The sequence below is a fragment of the Vibrio sp. 9-16B-A1 genome, from assembly GCF_056726165.1.
Genome location: NZ_JBSDZD010000001.1, coordinates 519,902 through 538,892 on the forward strand (window position 1 = coordinate 519,902; position 18,991 = coordinate 538,892).

Consider the following 18,991-nt stretch of genomic DNA (forward strand, 5'->3'; position numbering starts at 1 on the left):
GCCCGTTTTTTGTGGGTGGAAATGGGCTCGCATGTTACTTTTCCACCTGTAACATAAACGTCAAACCACTAAGTAAAATCCTCGGCATAACTCAACACCAACCCCGCTCACTGCGCAAGTTCTCCCCCTCCCCGAGGGGGAGTTAGAGGGGGTGAGGTTGGAGCGCTCTTTGGCTAAATTGCCCCGCTAAACATTGAGATACCCCATCAGATCTTAACTCTCCTACAGAAAACTCCTCTACTCATAACACAACAACCCGCTTCGCACATCGCGATACCGAGCATTTGGTTTAACAAAATACAAACAGACAGCACGATTATGAGGACTAAGGTCGGGCCTTGATTCTTGCCCACCATACCCTTGCTTTACCGCAAGTCAAAAGCATCAATCACTCCCGGCAAATCGGACTTTTCACTTAAATCCTGTATCGTGTGACCCGGGATCAGTTAATAATGAATGTTTAAAATATTTAGCTGCAAAAGAGTATCCAATGAAACTAGTGAAACAGTTCGAAGAAAAGCTCCTGGAGTTCATAAGCTCCGAAATGACCCAAGACCAGGCTCACGACCTCAACCATGTCCTGCGCGTCGTAAACACAGCAAAATCACTTTGCGAAAAAGAACAGGCCATTGAAGAGATTGTGATTCCGGCAGCCTACTTACACGACTGTTTTTCATTCGAAAAGAACCACCCAAACCGAAGTAAAAGTTCTGAGGTTGCTGCAGACAAAGCAACACGTTTTCTGAAAGATATTGGCTACCCTTCAGAATATTTGGATGAAATACATCACGCAATCATCGCCCATAGTTACAGCGCGAACATCACCCCGGAAACCCTGGAAGCTCAAATTGTTCAGGATGCCGATCGGCTGGACGCACTGGGTGCAATTGGAATAGCAAGATGCCTTCAGGTGAGCTCAAAACTGGGTCACCCTTTGTATTCAAACGACGATGCTTTTTGTGTAAATCGCGAGCCTGATGATCGTTCGTTTACGATAGACCATTTTTATACCAAGCTGCTGACGCTTGCGGGTACCATGAAGACAGAATCGGCGCGGGCTGAGGCTGAAGTAAGAACGGCTTTTATGAAGGAGTATCTCCGGCAGATGGAAGCTGAGATTAGTAGTCGTTGACGTTTCTGCCTCAGGAGAAGGAGCCTATTCAGCACATACCTCAAGCCTGAAAGTTCCGGGTTAGTTCAGCGCCTTCCTCTGCTCAGATATGCATTACCACGCGGAGCGTGGTAACGAGGTGGATACTCCGATTTCTAATCGCTGAATATAAATCCCAAATAACCGACTTACTACACAACCCATAATTATAAATATTTATCCCGTCCTTTACTCAATCAGAACCAACCACCCACCCATATTAATTCAAACTAAACCCTGCTATTTATCGCTGTTTTTAACTTATTACCCATTCCACATGAAAAATAAGTCACAAAAGATAAATAACGACAAAAACAACAGTATAAATAAACTTTCACAACCACCAAAAACACCCGACACATCACGCTTTATACATGAATCACCACCAAATCCGTGACCAATGTCAAACATCGAGTTTGAGCTGCGCCAGTGGGCGGTATTTGTGATCGCCCTCTTCTTATTAATTAAAAACTACCTAACTGTGCTCGATATGTGATTTTGGTATAAGAATATAATTCTGAACTCTCACACAATGACCTCGCCAACAATAAGGCCATAACTAATAACATAAGCAATCATCTGACTAATTATAATTCAGCGCACCAGTCCCTGGTGCGTTCACGATATTAATTCAAATAATACCCAGCCATTCCCGGCTGTTATTTGCTTATTATTCAATCCACGTGAAATAAATGTCATCAGGAGAATTACCGACATGACTGGCAGTATCATTAAAGTTTCAAGAAACACTGAAAACGCACCACAAAGCACTCTGTCTACTCAAACAGTGGCTTTCTCTCACTACAACAACTTCTCTGCGCAACTGCCTGTAGACCCTGCAACCGGCCAGGTTGTGGCAGGTGATGTAAAAGATCAGGCAAAACAGTGTTTAACGAACATTAAAGCCATTGTGGAAAGCATCGGCCATGTAATGGATGACGTTGTGAAGATCAACGTGTTCCTGAAAGATATTGCAGATATGGAAGCCGTGAACGAAGTTTACGCGACTTTCTTCAATGACCTGCTTCCTGTCCGTACCGTGGTGCAGGTAAATGCGCTGCCTGTGGGTGATGCGCTGGTTCAGATGGATGCGCTGATCTCAAACGGTGAAGGTACCGCGCCTCAGGAGCCATGCCCACTGGTGAAACTGACCCGCAACACCAACAAGGCGCCTTTAAGCACAGTATCTGCGCAGACTGTTGCCTTCTCTCACTACAACAACATTTCAGCTCAGCTTCCGGTTAACCCTGAAACCGGCACCCTGGTTGAAGGTGGTGTAAGAGAGCAGACAGCTCAGTGTCTGAAAAACATGAAAGCGATTCTGGAAAGCATCGACGTACCTTTCGATGACATCGTGAAGATCAACCTGTACCTGACCGACCTGGCTCACGTTGATGCCGTTAACGAAGCGTACTCAACCTTCTTCCCTGATTCCTCTATCGCTCGTGCGGTAGCTTACGTTCCTGCCCGATCTGTGATTGCAGCTGACGCGCTGCCAATGGGCGCGCTGGTACAAATTGATGCATCTGTTTCCCATGGCGATGGCACACCACCTCAGGAAGTGGAAGACCGTCATAACATCGTTATCCGCGCTCACAACACAGAAGCTGCACCGCGTAACCCGCTGCACACCCAGACTGTGGCGTTCTCGCACTACAACCACATTGCAGCTCAGCTGCCACTTGATGCGGCGACCAATGCTATCGTAGCTGGTGGTGCAAAAGAGCAGGCAGAACAGTGTCTGAAGAACATCAAGGCGATTGTTGAGAGCGTTGACCATGTGATGGACGATATCGTTAAGATCAACATACACCTGAAAGACATGGCGGATATGGATGCAATCAACGAAGTGTACACCACCTTCTTTGAGGGTGACCTTCCTGCCCGCACCGTGGTAGGTGTGTCTCAGATTGAAATGGACGCGATGGTACAAATCGACGCGGTTGTTTCTAACGGCGAAGGCACGCTGCCACAGGCATAAACTGCCACGCCCGGGACAGGACTGCCGTCCTGCCCCGGGCGTACTCTTTTACTCTTCTCAAATCTCTATCGACTCTACCCGGTTTCGTCCCGCGTCTTTAGCGCGATACAGAGCCTCATCTGCCGCTTCATAAAGCTGTTCCAGGCTGTAACCGCTTCCTTTGGTGGTGACCAGTCCGATTGATGCAGTAAGCACAGAAGAAACTTTGCTGTACTTGTGTTCATGACCCAGCGCTTCAATTGCTTTTCTTATCTGGTCGGCAAAAGCCGCTGCTTCTTTCGGTGACAGGCCGGAAAAAATGATCCCGAACTCTTCTCCACCCAGGCGGAAGCAAAAGTCAGACGCCCGGTGACATTTCGACGATAGGGTATTGGCAAGGGAGATAAGCATGCTGTCTCCGTTATGATGGCCATAGTTATCGTTGTACTGCTTGAAGAAATCGATGTCCAGGATCACAAAGCTGAGCCATTCTTTGCTGCGCTGCGCCCGGTTGATTTCCGCAGGCAGTACCTGACCATAATGACGGCGGTTAAACAGCCCGGTCAGGGAGTCTGTGATGGCCAGTTTCTCTATTTTTTCTTTTTCTTCACGCAGTTGCTTCTCTATCTGTTTACGCTCCAGAACTTCGTGATTAAGCTTCTGATTAAGGTTAGACAGCTTACGGGCCCAGTAACTGAGCAACAGCAAAATCAACAAGGCTCCAACCACCACTTTCCAGGTCAGGCCGTAATCCACACCATGCTCGTAACGCAGCGTCACCCAGCGGGAGTATATAGCCTGCTTCTCCTGCTCAGACAGAGAGTCTAGCGCTTTTTGCATAATACCGTGCAGAACAGGCCAGTCACTGCGCACCGCCATGCTGAGTTCAAAACGATATGGGGTGACTCCCGATACTTTAAGATTGGTATATCCCTCACGCGTCATCACATAATTGACAGTAGCGATGTTCCCAATATACGCCGCCACCCGACCAGATGAGACCGCCTCAAGCGCATCAGAGATATTGGTGAACTCAATCAGGTCAATTTGAGGATGATTTTCAAGCAACAGCTCATGAGAGGCATAGCCACTCACCACAGCGATGGTTTTTTCATTAAGCGCACTGATGTCATTGACGTAAGGGAGCTCCTGATTGGTGATGATCATCATCGGAAAGCTGAGATAAGGGCGGGTGAAGCTCATATACTCCTCCCGCCCTGGAGTAATAGTCACTGCAGGATAGATATCAAGCTCACGCTGCTTTGTTGCCTCCACAACTTCCGGCCAGCTCATATCCACCGCCGGAATCAGTTCCACGCCCAGCCGTTCTGCGATCAGGTTGATGTAATCCGCCGCTATCCCCTGGTAGACTTTCTGCTCATCCACAAACTCAAAAGGTGGCCAGTCAACATCAATCGCCAGCCGAATCGTGTCATGTTTCTCAAGCCAACGGGTTTCCGCGCCTGTCAATATGAGTGCTTTGGTGTTTTGATAATGAGTATCCAAAAGAGACCGGATACTGAAATCATACAGCTTGCCGCTGCCCTGCTCTTTTGACCGTGCGTTAAAATCAATGCGTTGCCAGTTATCATCAATAAAACTTCTGAAAACCTTTATATTCTGAGGGTTGAGCCCAAACATTCGCGAATGAAACTGAGTGGATTCTGCCGCAAAGTCATTGCCACTCAAATAATCTTTCAGCAAAACCAGCCCCCACGCAGCTTCCAGAAAGTGCCCACCCACAGAGATATAGGGCTCCTCTTTCTGAACGATATGCAGTGCTTCCGGCAACCAGTCAATCCCTCCTACTATAATGCTGTCCATTGGCAGGGATAACTCTTCCATCCCATCCCGTGCTCCGAGTGCCAGAGCATCGGAAGCGGCCCAGACCATATTGATCTCCGGGTATTGCTGGTAATACGCCATAAACTGGCGTTTGGCTTCTTCCCGGCTCCAGCCTGTGCCCGAACCAAACTCAGTGACCACTGTGATCCCCGGACGGTGCCTTATAAACTGATCTAACCCCTGATTCCTCTGCTGAGCAGAAACTTCTCTGAGATTGCCATTTATAACCAGCATATTTACGTCTTCAAACTTCAGCGCCTCCGATTTCAGCAACATCTGCTCCGCCAGCAATGCGCCTGCTTTTCTGTCATCCGGCGTAATACTGCCTATCCATGTCCTGTACTTAGTGCGCGGAAGAAGTTCGGCCGAAACAAAGCCAGTGTTGTAGAGAATCGCCGGGATCTGACAGCGCTCTGTTATCGCAAGGATCTCTTCACCGATCTGTTCGTAGTTCATGAACAGCACCCCATCCACACCCAGCTTACAGGCCTCGTTAACCTGCCGGAGCATGAGTTGTGACTGATTATCTGCATCATAAACGCGCAGAGACACGTCCAAATCGTCTGCCGCGGCACGAGTGATCTTAATCAGAGCCTGCCAGAACGTTGTCTCACTGCGGGGAACAAACAGCGCGACCTCCGCAGCGACGGCCTGCCACGATAAGAGAAAAGTTAACAGAATTATGATGGAGCGTTTTATCATCAGCCATGCTCACGGAATGAGTGTTCTTTGAGTATAGCAGCGGAGTACCGGCCGTAAGGGGAAGGCAAGCGAGCAAAAACTCCGTTACTGCCCCATGCATTCTGCTACACTGCGCGTCTAAATAGCACAAACGCAGGAACAGCCTCAAATGAGCCAGGAACAACCAAACAACCCATTACACGGATTAACCCTGGAGAAGATCCTCGTCCGGCTGCAGGAACACTATGGCTGGGAAGGCCTGGATGCGGAAATCCAGATCAACTGCTTTTACAACAACCCTTCCATCAAGTCATCGCTGAAGTTTCTTCGCCGCACTCAGTGGGCAAGGGACAAAGTGGAAGCGCTGTATATCGATACCTTCTGCAAATAACACCGTCTTTAACCGTACTCAGTGCAGAGCATTTGCCCTGAGTGCGGATTGGTACCCTCCCAATCTCACCCAACAATAAGAGCCTGTTCTCTTATTTTATATGCGCATATAAAAAAACTGGACAATCACTTGCCACTGCGCAAGGCTGGTGCTTGCTTAAAAACTGGCCGGTAACGCATTGTTCAGAAACACTTCCTGACAGCCTGCACCGGTTTCTGTGGATTCTGATTGAGGAACAGTCATGCAGCTCAGGCAACTGCCATACTTAACCCTGGTTTTGGTGACAGCTTCCATAGTGACCTCTTTTGGGGTGAACTACCTGATTTCCGGCTCTCTGTTTGGAAAAGTTAAAGTGCCTGAGCTGGAGCCCTTCGGTGGCTATACCCTGGAGCATATCAAAAACCTGGAACTGTGGAGATTTATCGTCGCCCAGCTTATTCACGTAAAACAGGTCCACATGATTTACAACGCGCTCTCGCTGCTGGCACTCGGATGCCTTCTGGAGCGCAAAGTGGGAAGCATCCGGTTTGCCCTTCTCTGGCTTATTGCCGGCACGGCTGGTACTTTCGCCAGTACTTTTACTGTCCCGGCTCCGTGGAACCTGGGAACCGGAGGCTCGCAGGCCATTCTGGCTCTTGCTGGCTGTGGCCTGGTAATGTTTGTCACCAGACAGATAAAAGGCAAAGTCGCCGTTGCAGTGCTGGCGCTTACCATACTGCCCGCCTTCACCCTTGATCTCATCTATGCAGAAAATCATCTGCCCAAGCTGGGGCATGTTATTAGTTTTGCACTTGGGGCTCTGTCATTCCTTTGGCTTCCGTCTGCAACGAAGAAACAGCCAGCTCCTCAGTAAAATAAGCCAGGTTCGATATTTACCATCTTTCGGCCCATCTTCACCAATACAGACATTCGTCTGAGCCATACAATTCCTGCGTCTGATTAATTTTGAGGAGCCTGAATATGTATCAGTTTGAAAAACAGCGTGTGGCAGTGATTGGCGCAGCAGGACAGGTCGGCACTCCCCTTACCCGCGGATTGCTCTCTCTTGGCCATGACGTTGTACTGCTGTACAGGGCCAAACCAGAAGGCCTGAACCCGGTGCTGGCAGAGTTTCAGCGCAATGGAGCTGAGATCATCAGCGTTAAAAACATGCGTGATACCAATGAGATGGCAGCGGCACTTGAAGGCTGCGATACCCTTATCTGCGCGGTACCTGGCTCTAAAAGCATTATCACCGAAGACGAGCCTCTGTGGCTGGAAGCTGCATTGAAAGCCGGTGTTAAGCGCTTTGTTCCAACCGAGTTTGGCGCGCATACCATGGGCCTGGAATACGGTGACGGTGAGATCTTCGACCACAAGAAAGCCCTGCACGAGAAAATCTTCGACAGCGGTATCGGCTGGACATTCTTCTATACCGGCGGCATTTTCGACTACTTCCTGCCGAATCTGCGCTTTTTTGCCAGCATCACCACCTTTGGCGATATGAGCTTCCCGATCTACACCCATCATATCGATGATATTGGACGCTGTGCTGCGTACGCACTGACCGACAAACGCACCCTGAATCACTGCGTACAAATGGACTTCTCTTGCCTGAGCCAGACTGAAATGCTGGAAAAACTGCACGCGAACTTCCCGGATGCTCCGTTTGAATATCATCATTACAGCAGCGCGTATATCACCCACGCAAACCAAACCGCCGGTGACGATATCTCTGCCAAGAAAGGCGCAGAAACGGATAAAGAGCGCTGGGGTATCAACAATGTTATCTATGTACTGAACAAACTGGCTGGCTTTGATGACAACACCCTGCGTACAAGTGAACTGCTCCCGGATTTTAAGCTGAGCTATACCGCAGACCAGGCGCTGGCTGATCCGAAGTTCGTATTCGAAGATCATGAGTAACTGGCTTACCCTGCTGCCCCCGCTGGCAGCAATTGCCCTGGCGGTCACTACCCGCCAGGTCTACCTCGCCATCGCTACCGGCCTTGTCACCGGCAGCATGATGCTGGAACAGAGCTTTGGCGGTGGCTTCACCGCCAGCTTTGACGCCATCGCTGCAGTTTTTTCTTCCGGATACGCGATTAAAAGCCTGTTGTTCATCGCTATGATCGGTGCCCTGAGCAATGTAATGACCCAGTCCGGTGGGCTCAATCAGCTGCTGAACTATCTGGCAGAAAAACGGGGCCTGGTCCGCTCGCCGGTTCAGGCCCAACTGCTCACCTTCGCGATGGGGCTGATGATGTGTCTGGAAGGGATTGGCTCAATGATGATGGTCGGCATGGTTGGCAAGCCCCTGTTTGCCCGCCACGGCCTGTCCAAATCCCGGCTGGCGTATGTGGCGAACAGCACCGGCGCGCCAATTGCCTGGCTGAATCCGGTCAGTGGTGCCGGGGTGATGCTTGCAGGCCTGCTGGCGGCGCAACCCGGGCTGGTTTCCGGTGGAACGCAGCCAGTTGCTACCCTGTTTGCTTCTGTTCCTTATCAGTTCTATTCATTGCTGGCGCTGCTTTCTGTGCCTGCTTTTGCGCTACTGAAAGGCAATACATCCGGCCACACAACAGCAGAATATGAGTCTGAACCCACTCAGCAAAGCCCGGCTGTCAACCGCTGGCTGCTGTTTGGCGGTGCGCTGCCCATCATTTTGCTGATTGGCTCTATCCTCACTATTTGCTGGAAAACCGGTAACGGCAACCTGCTCAGTGGAAACGTGAGCGGTGCTATTTACTGGAGCGGCTATATCGCACTGATTGGCACCGGCTGTTACTGCGTAATGCTCGGGACCAGTGCAGAGCGCTATATTGGCTGGTGTATCGACGGGATGAAGAACATGCTGCCAGCGCTGATCATCCTGGTACTGGCAATGGCCCTGAGCGGGGTTATCGGTAAGCTGGGTACCGGAGCATTTCTCTCCGGTCTGCTTTCAGAGACGCTGCCTCTGTGGCTGATCCCGGCAGCAGTGTTTGCAGTGGGCATGTTTATTTCGTTTTCCACCGGGAGCTCCGGTGCTGCGGTAACTATACTGACGCCACTGGCAGTCGGCCTCGCCCTGCACCTGCATCTTCCTGTCGCAATGATCCTGGGAGCAATACTCTCCGGCGCAGTGTTTGGAGACCAGAGCTCACCGATTTCAGACTCGGTGATAGTGGCCTCAGGCGCTGCGGGCTGTAAACCGGAACAGCACTTTATCACCCAACTGCCGATCACCAGTTCACTGGCCGGAATAGCGATGGTTGGATATCTGATGCTGGGGCTGAGTTTGTAAGCCACTGTTTTTATTCCTGCGTTTACGCTCTATTTGAACATACAGAGCGTAAATCGCAGGGCTGAACACAGTGACCGGTAAACACATCAATATCGCCATAGCGATTTTCACCTTAATTGCTTCCCAGACTCCCAACCACAAACCATCAGCATATTACCCCATCATATAAGTACTCGCTCAGTTTTAAACACCACTCACTAGCGTATTTACCCCCTTTATAAATGAGAGATTGGTCATTAGTCGCTCATTGTGCTATCGTACCGCGCTTCACGAATCCGTCCTGTTTCGCCGCTCCTGTTCCTAAGTAAAACACTAAAGCCAAGCCGCACTACACATGAAAAAAAAGCTGTTTTTAACGTTTCTGTATGGCTTACTGCCATACCTCTACCTACTCACAATGACCGGAGGTTCTAACCTCGGCCATGGTGCTCCGGTGATAAATCTTCTGGTAATGGCGCTTTGCTGCTCCATAACGCATAAAGCGACAAACCTGATAACCAGGGTGCTCGTGACCCTCCTGTTCTTTGTTCAGGTGGTTGCTTGTTTTTACTACAACTCTTTTCTTAGTTTTGGTGCGTTTTCCTCAATCATGGAAACGAACTCAGGTGAATCTCTGGGATATTTTCAGGAGTTTGGCTACTTCAAGGCATTGCTCGCACTTGGCATCTCAGTACCATTCTTCTTTTTGCTGTCACAGACAAAACTGACAATCAAGAAAAGATATCAGGCAGCACTGCTGATCCTTATCGTTGGATTGCACCCGATCCGCTGGACAGTTTCTGGTAGCAAGTCTTTGGGCGAGTTCATTTCTGAACCATATCTGAAACTTAATAGTCTTTATTACTATACTTTGCTAAATCCTGCGTATAACTACTTAACCTACAAAGCCGAGCAACGCTTTTTATCAGCCCCAGATAGTTTTTTACTGCCAAACCATACTGTAGATACAGGTAATCGTAAGTATGATTACATTTTTTTGATACTTGGTGAAAGTGCAACCAGGCAGCACTACTCCTCGTATGGGTACCCCTACCCAACGACTCCATACTTGAACTCATTAGTCGATGACCCTCACTACCTGCAGGTCGAAAACGCAATTTCTCCAGCGCCAATCACCCGAGAATCTCTTAAGCGAGTACTAACCTATGCTACCGTGGAAAACAAGCGTGGATTCGAGCAGTATATAAATCTGGTTAATGCCGCCAAAACTAAGGGGTACGATACAAACTGGTTATCATCTCAAAGCAATGGGGGCATTCATGACACTGCTATTGGTAAGATCGGCTCTTCAGCTGACTATACTATTTTCAATAACAGTGACGATGACAACTTAATTACCCTCGCAAAGAACAAGTTCAAAAAGGATACCCCTCAGTTTTTTGTACTACACCTTGCCGGTTCACATATTCCCTACATTAACTTTGAAAAAGAAGATATGGAGTTAATGAAGTCTGCTGGCTCAAAGACCCCCGAGTATGACGCAACCCTTCTGAAAACAGATCGCATAATTCAAAATGTCATCGAAGCTGCAAAGCTACAGAAAAATGCACTGGTCGTTTATGCATCAGACCACGGTCAGAAAGTTAACATTGGACATGGCTTGCCATACATGTCAGCAGATCAATATGAAATCCCATTTATCGTTTACGATACAATGGGTAAACCAGACAGTGCTCTAATTGATGCAATGCGCACAGGTGGTAAGTTCAACACGGAGAGACTGATGGAGTATATGATGAACAACCTCGGTTATAGCATTGATAAGGACGCGATAAAGTCCATGCAAAAACCAGCCACCGTGCTGGATGTAAAGAACAATGTAGCCAGCTACGACTTTTCCTGAGCAACGAATACACGAACCCGGTAACGTACCAAAAACAGAATCAACCGGGTTCCTGCAGCGTAAAAAAAGGGGCTGACCAACCGGTCAGCCCCTTTTCTCATCAATGCGCCATCAAAGCATCAGGAACAACAGTCCAACAATCGCTACCCCGATACCCAGCACCATAGGGTAAGCCTGACCACTGATGTCTTTAGCCAGTGGCTGCTCTTCCTGGGCCACTTCCGGCTCTGCCTGCATTGGTTCTTCTGCGCTTGCTTCGTCTGCGCCGAACATTGCCATTACCTGCTGCGGCGTTTTCGCTTCCAGCAGTTGGTCGCGGAAGTCGTCATCCACCAGCGAAGATGTCAGGGTGGTCAGGACTTCCATATGGGTTGAGCCTGCCTGCGCTGGCGGGATGGCCAGCAGGAAGATCATCTTCACCGGCTCGTCGCCGTCCAGGCCCTGCCATTGCAGCTCGTCACGAACGAATGCGCAGGCAAATACCGGCTCAATCACGCCCTCTGATTTACCGTGTGGTACCGCAAGGTACTCACCCAGCGCGGTCGGGCCTTCTTCTTCGCGTTTCAGTACCGCGTCCAGAAACAGTTGCCTGTCGCTCAGTTTTCCTGTGCCGTCCAGTTTGTCGGTCAGGGCTTCGATAGCCATGATGCGGTCATCAAATACCGCGTCCAGCATGATCAGTTCAGGAGAAGTCAGTTGAGATAAGTTCATGTTATTTTCCTTCTGGCTGAGTTAACCAGACAAACTGGTAAGGTTGAAGTTCAAATTCTGCGTCAAACGCACTGCCGCTGATAAGGTCTGTGCCGCCCTGCTCCAGCGTAACCGGTTGGCTCTGAGCACTCAGGTTCACCACAAAGCGAAGTGCGTTTTCACCTTCGCCACGCTCAAGACCAAACAGTGCGCTACCCAACTCCAGCACGCGCTGAGCGCTTTGTGGAGAGAAAGCTTTTTGCTCACTGCGAAGCTCAAGCAGGCTGCGCATTTTGCCAAACACTTTAGAGCGCAGGCTGTTTTCGTCCGCCAGAGCCGCTTCCAGTTGCTCAAGATTCAGTTTCTCGCGGTTGATGCGGCGGTTAATGCCCGACTCCAGCATGCCTTCGATGTGGTTTTCACTGCCCAGCAGGCTGTGGTAGTACATCGCCGGTACGCCGATAAACGACAGCAGAATTGACTGGGCCGCTACAAACTTACGCGCCTTCAGCTCATTCTCATCATCCGGCTCGGTGATCGCACTCAGATAATTTATGTTCAGCTCGTAAGGAGACTGAGTACCGTCACCATTGTTCTTGTAGTTCACCCGGCCGCCTTTACGCTCAACTTCAGTGCACATTGCCAGCCGGTCCTGGTCTGTCAGGATCCCTTCTGTCGGGCGAACACCAATACCATCGTGGCTGGCCAGGAAGTTGAAGTAGGTCGTCTTGTTGCCCGCTTCAAGGTTCGCCATCGCTTCACCGGTCAGACCTTTGGCCCACTGAGTCAGCACTGAGGCGTCCTGGTTGAGGAAGGCGTGAAGCGTCAATGGTGGCAGAGGGAACTGGTATACCATATGCGCTTCATCGCCCGAACCGAAGTATGAGATGTTCTCTTTGTGCGGCACGTTGGTCTCTGTGATCAGCAGCGTACCCGGCATCACTGCGTCCAGCACGATGCGCCACAGCTTGATGATTTTGTGCGCTTCTTTCAGGTGAATACAGCTTGAACCCAGACGTTTCCAGATAAAGCCAATCGCATCCAGACGGATTGAACGGCCACCGTTTGCGGCGTACATCAGCAGAATATCGATGCTTTCCAGCAGCACTTTCGGGCTTTGGAAGTTGATATCGATCTGGTCGTCAGAAAAGGTGGTCCATACATGGACCTGCTCACCCGACGCTTTGGTAAACGGAGTCAGGAGCGGCAAAGCGCGGGGGCGCGTTACGCTTGAGTAATCCAGCGTCGGGTCTGAGTTTACAAAGTAATCCTGATAACGCTCATCACCGGCCAGGTAGCCCTGGAACCAGTCACTGCTCTGCGAGATGTGGTTGATCACGCAGTCGTACATCAGGTCAAAATTTTCCGCCAGCGCGTTCAGCTCGCTCCAGTCGCCCAGATTCGGGTCCACTTTACGGTAATCGACGACGCTGAAACCATCATCTGAGGTGTACGGGAACATCGGCAGAATATGGATGTTGCTGACCGCACCATTCAGGTATTTGTCAGCGAAGCGCTTCATACCGGTGAGCGTTGGCTCGCCTGGCTGTGAGATGCTGTCACCGTAAGTGATAAGGTATGAGGTTTTCTCGTCTACCCAGCTCTCATAGGATGGCGCTTTACCACGCCATTTCTCCATTAGTGACAGGATCTCAGCGGTGATCGCATCGGCCTGATCTTCACCGTACAGTTTGGTGATCTTGTTTCGGATTTTCTGGTCAATCATGGTCATGCTCTCAAATTATTTCCCGGGCCCGGTTTGGGTCGGAGTCAGCAGCAGGTCAATGCTGTTATTTGGCCTTACCACCAGCTCCTGGCTGTCCAGGCGCTGCTCGCGGTAGTTCACCACTTCGAGCTCACGGCAGTTAGCAAATGACTCCGCGCTCAGTTCAATCTGGTCTTCTGTCGGGTTAAACAGGCGCAGTACCACCGCGTCAGCCTTGTTAAATGAGTGGCTGATACTGGAGATTTCCAGCGGCGAACCGACTTCCAGCAGGCTCCACTGAGACGGCAGTAGCTTCTCGTCAAACCGGACCTGGAAACGCTCCAGACGGTTTTCAAAGCTGTTCAGCGACTGGCGCTGGTATGCAAATGGCTGGCTCAGGTAATCCGCTTCAAGAGCGCGCACTGTGGTTTGCGCCGCATCGGATGTCAGCGCAACAGCAAATTCAAACTGCATTGGCTTTTGCAACTGGGCATCCGGGGTGTACACAACGGTGTTGTTGATACCGGAAGCACGGCCCGGGCGCCACAGCAGGTCGTCTTTGCCCAGTTTGCCAGTCGACTTGAACAGGGTCAGAGCCACCTGATGCCCTGCCTCGCCTGGCAGGATCTGGTATTCCTTGATACCGCGGCCAGTAATAACGACCGCTTTCTCTTCCTGCGCCAGAGCAACAGAGCCGTCAGTGGTTTCGATATCCACCGGACATTCGCGGAACCTGTCACGCCAGCCGGAAATATCCGCGCCGATTTCACGCTCCATCAGAGCAAATGGCTGAGTCGCAATCGAAGTACCGGTGACAACATCTGAACCGATCAGCACGCGCACGCGGTGATCCATCAGGTTGTTATCGGTATCCACTGTCACTTCCAGCTGCTGGCTTTGGGCACGCAGTGTCAGGGTGATATCAAACACCATCTCTGCCTGGTTCTCACCGCTCAGGCGGTCTTCCAGCGTCTTCGGTGCCTGCAGGGTCGCACGCAGGGTCATCTGTTGCTTCAGCTCACCGACTTTGGTGCCGAGCAGTTCCAGAGACTGGCTGTATAACGGAGTATCACCTTCCAGCGGAGAGAAATCGTAAGAATCACCGTCATCCGCCTGCTGCTCAAAACTCAGCAGCTGTTTCACTGTACGCCCACTCTTGTTGCTGCTAAGGGTCAGCTCACCGTCAACAAAGCTCAGGCTCAGTGCCTGGTTCCCGATTGTGTTCTGAACGCCAGCGGTCGTCTGGCTGATTTCACCGGCTTCCAGCTGGCATACCTGGTAACCCAGAGCCGGCAGATTCTCAACGTCCACCGCCAGTTCAAAACGATAGTAAGCAGGTACTTCGACCTCTTTTTCCCCATCTTTGGTGACTTCGATAACTTTACCGCCGTCCAGGGTTTCACGGTTCAGTTGCTGCTGGTTCAGTGCTTTGCCATCAATGCACAGCTGCACATTCTCGTGCTGGCTGAATACCACCACTTCGCAAAGACCTGAGTATGGCTGTACGCGGCTGTTAAACAGCATGACTTCACCCGGATTACAGGCGCTGGTCGCCAGCTCTTTCACCACCAGGTTGTACAGGCCGTGACAGGTTTGCTCGGCCTGCGCCAGACGGTGCATGATGTCAGCGTTGGTCGCATCACTGTTACAACCACCCATGCTGTCGTGTGCGTGACACTCCAGGATTTTCTTCCAGGCGATATCCACCAGCTCAGTGTGAACGTTAATGCCATGCGCTTTGGCAATCGCAATCACCGGCTCCAGCTTTTTCAGCAGGAACTGCTCGATTTCGAAGTTCAGCTTCTTGATGTCGTAACGAACTGAACCGATGGTTTTATGAATTCGGGTATAGCGCGGTGCCTTGAACTCACCCAGGTAGGTTTCAAAATCCTGGTTGTTGGCTTTCAGGTACTCAACGTAATCTTCCATCGAGGAAATAGCGTACACATCACCGTCTGAGTTCTGCTCTGTCGCTTTGGCAAGTGTGGCTGGCAGCTCAGGGTCAATGTTCACCTGGTCACCACCGGATGGGATCAGCACTTCATTCAGGCCAGCCAGCTGTTTGATTTTCTCCACCATAGGGAAGATTTTTTGTTCAAACTGAGCCGGTACCACGTTTTTCGCCGCGCCGTAACCGTGAACCAGGTTGTAAGCGACGATTTCATCACCGCCTGCCGAACGCCACATAAAGTTAGAGCGCTCTACCTGCTGGTCGTAGTCGATACCACGCCAGAACACGATGTTGTCGATGCCCGCACCGGCAAACAGAGTTGGCATCTGCGCATTGTGGCCGAAGGTATCCGGCAGGTAGCCCACATTCATGCTGTGGCCCAGTTTGTCTGCGATGTGCATACCGTATTTCAGGTTACGGATGATGGACTCGCCCGCGACGTTGTAGGTATCGGTCTGGGTGTACCATGGGCCGATAAACAGCTTCTTCTCTTTCACCAGCGCCGCCAGGCGGCCTTGCATGTGAGGCAGCACTTTCAGGTAGTCTTCCACAATCGACGACTGTCCGTCTAAGTGGTAGCAGCTGTATTCCGGCTGAGTTTCAAGCGTCTCAATCACTTTGGTGAAGTTATACGCGGCCAGGACGTCACTGTCTTGTTGTGTGAAATACCACTCACGGTCCCAGTGAGTGTGTGGAATGACATGTACTTTAGCCATGAGTCTTTCTCTTAAAAATCTGAAGGATTGGGGCCCGCAGGCCCCCTGACGTTGTTTTAGTTATTTGTGTGAGACAGGTTTGGTGCACAGCAGCAGTGCGATAGCGATAAAGCCTGAACCTGCGATTACCGAGATGGTGTAACTCACCGGGTCAGAGGACAGGAACCAGCCCCAGACTGCCGGCAGTGGCAGGCTTTGCCATACGTTCAGTACCACAGCCAGCTGAGTACCGATAATCGAACCAAGGATCATCACCGGGATCATTTTCGGGTTCTTCAGGATGAACGGGATTGCACCTTCTGAGATACCAATCAGGCCCAGCATCAGAGAGGTTTTACCTACCGTCTGCTCTTCATTGCTGAATACGCGGGGACGGAATTTGCCATCAAGCAGCGCAGCAATACCGACACCAATTGGCGGAATCACGATACCCAGCTCACGGGCAACCAGGTCAAAACCTTCACCCATGCCGTTCAGGCCAAGGGCAACCGAACCCGCGGCTTTGTTGATAGGACCACCAAGGTCAAACGCGGTACCGGCAGCAATCACCATAGAGTAGATACCACGGCCAGCGTCACCCGCTTCGGTAAACAGGTGGATCATCGCCATGTTCAGCGCGCCGAACAGCGGGTTGATGGCGTACTCCATTGTCAGCACCATCACCACACCAGTGATAAGCGGTACCAGCAGCATAGTTTTCAGCGTCGTCAGCTCAGACTTCACCTTGATGGTGTCATTGAGATAGCGAACCAGATAACCAACCAGGAAACCAATCGCAATCGCGCCAAAGAATCCAGACGGTGCCCAGCCTTCCAGGTCAAAGAAGCGTTTGTAGACTTCATCACTCATTATCCCGCCGATAAAGGCTGGAATAAGCGCCGGTTTACCCGCAATGGAATAAGCAAGGTACGCCGCAAAGATCGGGTACATAAACTTGATGGTCATAAACCCAAGCTTATCCAGGGCCTGGATTGGCGTACCGGAGATATCAATAAACTCACCGGTGATCTTCGCCACCGCCATCAGCAGGCCACCCAGTACCACTACCGGCAGCATGTAACTGATACCCGTCATGATGTGGCCGATGAAGACCTGATAAGCAGAGCGCTTCTCATCAATGATTGGTGCAGAGGCATCAGACTTCTGCTTGTCGCGCTTAAACACTTCCGGCAGCAGGGCATCAACGTGTTTGATCAGCTCCTGAGTACGCACTTTCAGTGGATTAGCAGCGTCGAATCGCTCCATATCCATGATTGGCACGTCAACAGCCAGCACAACGCCATCAGCGGTGGCGATATCGTGCGCGGTCAGTTTGTTTTTCACCCCGTCGCTGCCCTGAGTTTCAACTTTGACTTCGTAGCCATGTTTCTCAGCCCAGCTTTGAATTTTTTTGGCAGCCATAAATGTGTGCGCAATGCCTGTAGGGCACGCCGTCACTGCAACCAGTTTTTTCTTTGTCATGGTTTTTCCTACCCATTGTTCTGTCACTGAGCGAAAGTATAAAAAGCCGTGATGTATCAGGATATGGTTTCCTGGTACATGCCGCGTATCACGATACATTTGGGAGGGCGGTCACGGTAATCACCCCGATTTTCCCGCTAAATTGGCCCCTAATTGAAATAAACATCAGGAAACTATGAACACCTTCACCGGCACAGAACGCACCATCTATGAATTTATTATCGGTCATGCCAGTGATCTGGGCACCATTTCTGCCAAGACGATCGCCGCCAAAGCCCTGACCACCACGACTTCGGTCAACCGGGTGTGTAAAAAAATGGGCTATGCCAGCTACACCGAACTGCGCTACAAACTGGCCACCGATCTGGCGAAACAGCGTTCAACCGCCTGTGAAAATGAGGAAGACGAACAGCAAATTCAGTCCCTTGCCGGTATAGTCAGGAAGTCGCATGTGGTCTACCTCTATTCCCGCGGCGCATCCATAGTCAGCGTGAATTATTTATCCCGATTTCTCTCACTGGCCAACGTCCCTCACCTGGTGATAACCGACATCCACCAGCTCACCCGCGCCAACGAAGGCACCCTGGTTTTGATAAGTAAATCAGGTGAAACCCAGGCCGTCGTCGACATGGCTCACACCGCCAAACGCAAAGGTCTGAAGGTCTGTTCCATCAGCCATGTTGGCTCTACGCTGGGACAGATCAGCCACCTGAACATCGGTCTGGAAGAGCAGCTGGATGGGATTTCGCTGTACAGCCGTGAGTCGCAAATACATATTCTGGAGATAGTGGACCGGCTTGGGGAAGAGTTGTTGCGGTTTTGAGAAATGCTCTTTCAACGTGAAACTCAGCGCGCTGGCAACTTATTATTATCACAACCCAAATCGCACACTACGGGTCATCCTGAACTTGATTCAGGATCTGCCGACAACACGCCCTACTGGCTAAGCAACTGCAACCCACGACACCCAAAACGAGCAACGGTGACCGCTTTAATCACTGCACTGTCGCTACCGCGAGCTGAGCCTTATCCCCGCTGACAGCAGATCCTGAATCGCACTTAACCTTATGAGAACATGGTAGTTTAACGGGAGTGCGTTCAGGATGACCGGCGTAGCTGCTGATTACTCTGCCAAACTCATGCTCAACTCGCTGACAGATTATAAGCATCGATAACCACTACTTTCGATTCCGAACCCCAGCAACCAAACGAACACATCCGAAACCATTTCCACGCTCAATTCCGCTCATCTGTTCGAAAACGAAACCAGTAAATCCTGTCCGGCAAAACGCGGCTCTGCACTCTAACTTATCCTGTTGAATAATAAGTAAAA

General features: G+C 50.7%; 13 protein-coding genes. 8 read left to right on the forward strand and 5 right to left on the reverse strand.

Features of this window, described 5'->3' with window-relative positions; genetic code table 11:
* Positions 1–490 precede the first annotated feature (490 nt).
* Complete coding sequence (locus ACVB80_RS02420; RefSeq protein ID WP_481079661.1) at positions 491–1,132, forward strand: HD domain-containing protein; 642 nt, start codon at positions 491–493, stop codon at positions 1,130–1,132.
* A gap of 733 nt (positions 1,133–1,865) precedes the next feature.
* Positions 1,866–3,131 carry a Rid family hydrolase gene (locus ACVB80_RS02425; protein WP_481079662.1) on the forward strand — a complete coding sequence of 422 codons (1,266 nt, stop codon included), beginning with the start codon at positions 1,866–1,868 and terminating at the stop codon, positions 3,129–3,131.
* Between the two features lie 57 nt (positions 3,132–3,188).
* On the opposite strand, the gene ACVB80_RS02430 is transcribed toward ACVB80_RS02425, so the two are convergent.
* Positions 3,189–5,657 (reverse strand): diguanylate cyclase, encoded by a 2,469-nt coding sequence (locus ACVB80_RS02430; RefSeq protein ID WP_481079663.1) that lies wholly within the window; start codon positions 5,655–5,657, stop codon positions 3,189–3,191.
* Positions 5,658–5,805: 148 nt separating this feature from the next.
* Between ACVB80_RS02430 and ACVB80_RS02435 the strand changes: the two genes are divergently transcribed.
* The 5 genes from ACVB80_RS02435 (at position 5,806) to ACVB80_RS02455 (ending at position 11,135) form a co-directional block, all read left to right on the forward strand.
* Entirely contained in the window at positions 5,806–6,027 is a 222-nt protein-coding gene (locus ACVB80_RS02435) for a VF530 family protein (protein ID WP_005472135.1), read from the forward strand.
* Between the two features lie 241 nt (positions 6,028–6,268).
* Positions 6,269–6,880, forward strand: coding sequence for a rhomboid family intramembrane serine protease (locus ACVB80_RS02440; RefSeq protein WP_481079664.1), 612 nt, complete (start codon positions 6,269–6,271; stop codon positions 6,878–6,880).
* A 107-nt stretch (positions 6,881–6,987) separates the two neighbouring features.
* A complete protein-coding gene (locus ACVB80_RS02445) occupies positions 6,988–7,932 on the forward strand; it encodes an NmrA family NAD(P)-binding protein (RefSeq protein ID WP_481079665.1) in 945 nt (314 codons plus the stop codon).
* A complete protein-coding gene (locus tag ACVB80_RS02450; RefSeq protein WP_481079666.1) occupies positions 7,925–9,292 on the forward strand; it encodes a Na+/H+ antiporter NhaC family protein in 1,368 nt (455 codons plus the stop codon). The genes ACVB80_RS02445 and ACVB80_RS02450 overlap by 8 nt, the downstream gene beginning before the upstream one ends.
* Before the next feature lie 334 nt (positions 9,293–9,626).
* Positions 9,627–11,135 carry a phosphoethanolamine transferase gene (locus ACVB80_RS02455; RefSeq protein ID WP_481079667.1) on the forward strand — a complete coding sequence of 503 codons (1,509 nt, stop codon included), beginning with the start codon at positions 9,627–9,629 and terminating at the stop codon, positions 11,133–11,135.
* 111 nt (positions 11,136–11,246) lie between these two features.
* Here the strand turns inward: ACVB80_RS02455 and ACVB80_RS02460 are convergent, their stop codons facing one another.
* The 4 genes from ACVB80_RS02460 to ACVB80_RS02475 are packed head-to-tail and all read right to left on the reverse strand — an operon-like array spanning position 11,247 to position 17,658.
* A complete protein-coding gene (locus ACVB80_RS02460) occupies positions 11,247–11,846 on the reverse strand; it encodes a fructose PTS transporter subunit IIA (RefSeq protein WP_481079668.1) in 600 nt (199 codons plus the stop codon).
* A gap of 1 nt (position 11,847) precedes the next feature.
* Complete coding sequence (locus ACVB80_RS02465; protein WP_481079669.1) at positions 11,848–13,551, reverse strand: alpha-amylase family glycosyl hydrolase; 1,704 nt, start codon at positions 13,549–13,551, stop codon at positions 11,848–11,850.
* A gap of 15 nt (positions 13,552–13,566) precedes the next feature.
* Entirely contained in the window at positions 13,567–16,197 is a 2,631-nt protein-coding gene (locus tag ACVB80_RS02470) for a glycoside hydrolase family 38 N-terminal domain-containing protein (RefSeq protein ID WP_481079670.1), read from the reverse strand.
* Positions 16,198–16,257: 60 nt separating this feature from the next.
* Positions 16,258–17,658 carry a PTS fructose transporter subunit IIC gene (locus ACVB80_RS02475; RefSeq protein WP_481079671.1) on the reverse strand — a complete coding sequence of 467 codons (1,401 nt, stop codon included), beginning with the start codon at positions 17,656–17,658 and terminating at the stop codon, positions 16,258–16,260.
* 175 nt (positions 17,659–17,833) lie between these two features.
* Between ACVB80_RS02475 and ACVB80_RS02480 the strand changes: the two genes are divergently transcribed.
* Positions 17,834–18,481 carry a MurR/RpiR family transcriptional regulator gene (locus tag ACVB80_RS02480; protein WP_481079672.1) on the forward strand — a complete coding sequence of 216 codons (648 nt, stop codon included), beginning with the start codon at positions 17,834–17,836 and terminating at the stop codon, positions 18,479–18,481.
* The last annotated feature ends 510 nt before the right edge of the window (positions 18,482–18,991 follow it).

Coding starts and splice junctions, on each gene's coding strand:
- ACVB80_RS02420 (WP_481079661.1), top strand. CDS start 491: ATGAAACTAGTGAAACAGTTCGAAGAAAAGCTCCTGGAGTTCATAAGC.
- ACVB80_RS02425 (WP_481079662.1), top strand. CDS start 1,866: ATGACTGGCAGTATCATTAAAGTTTCAAGAAACACTGAAAACGCACCA.
- ACVB80_RS02430 (WP_481079663.1), bottom strand. CDS start 5,657: ATGATAAAACGCTCCATCATAATTCTGTTAACTTTTCTCTTATCGTGG.
- ACVB80_RS02435 (WP_005472135.1), top strand. CDS start 5,806: ATGAGCCAGGAACAACCAAACAACCCATTACACGGATTAACCCTGGAG.
- ACVB80_RS02440 (WP_481079664.1), top strand. CDS start 6,269: ATGCAGCTCAGGCAACTGCCATACTTAACCCTGGTTTTGGTGACAGCT.
- ACVB80_RS02445 (WP_481079665.1), top strand. CDS start 6,988: ATGTATCAGTTTGAAAAACAGCGTGTGGCAGTGATTGGCGCAGCAGGA.
- ACVB80_RS02450 (WP_481079666.1), top strand. CDS start 7,925: ATGAGTAACTGGCTTACCCTGCTGCCCCCGCTGGCAGCAATTGCCCTG.
- ACVB80_RS02455 (WP_481079667.1), top strand. CDS start 9,627: ATGAAAAAAAAGCTGTTTTTAACGTTTCTGTATGGCTTACTGCCATAC.
- ACVB80_RS02460 (WP_481079668.1), bottom strand. CDS start 11,846: ATGAACTTATCTCAACTGACTTCTCCTGAACTGATCATGCTGGACGCG.
- ACVB80_RS02465 (WP_481079669.1), bottom strand. CDS start 13,551: ATGATTGACCAGAAAATCCGAAACAAGATCACCAAACTGTACGGTGAA.
- ACVB80_RS02470 (WP_481079670.1), bottom strand. CDS start 16,197: ATGGCTAAAGTACATGTCATTCCACACACTCACTGGGACCGTGAGTGG.
- ACVB80_RS02475 (WP_481079671.1), bottom strand. CDS start 17,658: ATGACAAAGAAAAAACTGGTTGCAGTGACGGCGTGCCCTACAGGCATT.
- ACVB80_RS02480 (WP_481079672.1), top strand. CDS start 17,834: ATGAACACCTTCACCGGCACAGAACGCACCATCTATGAATTTATTATC.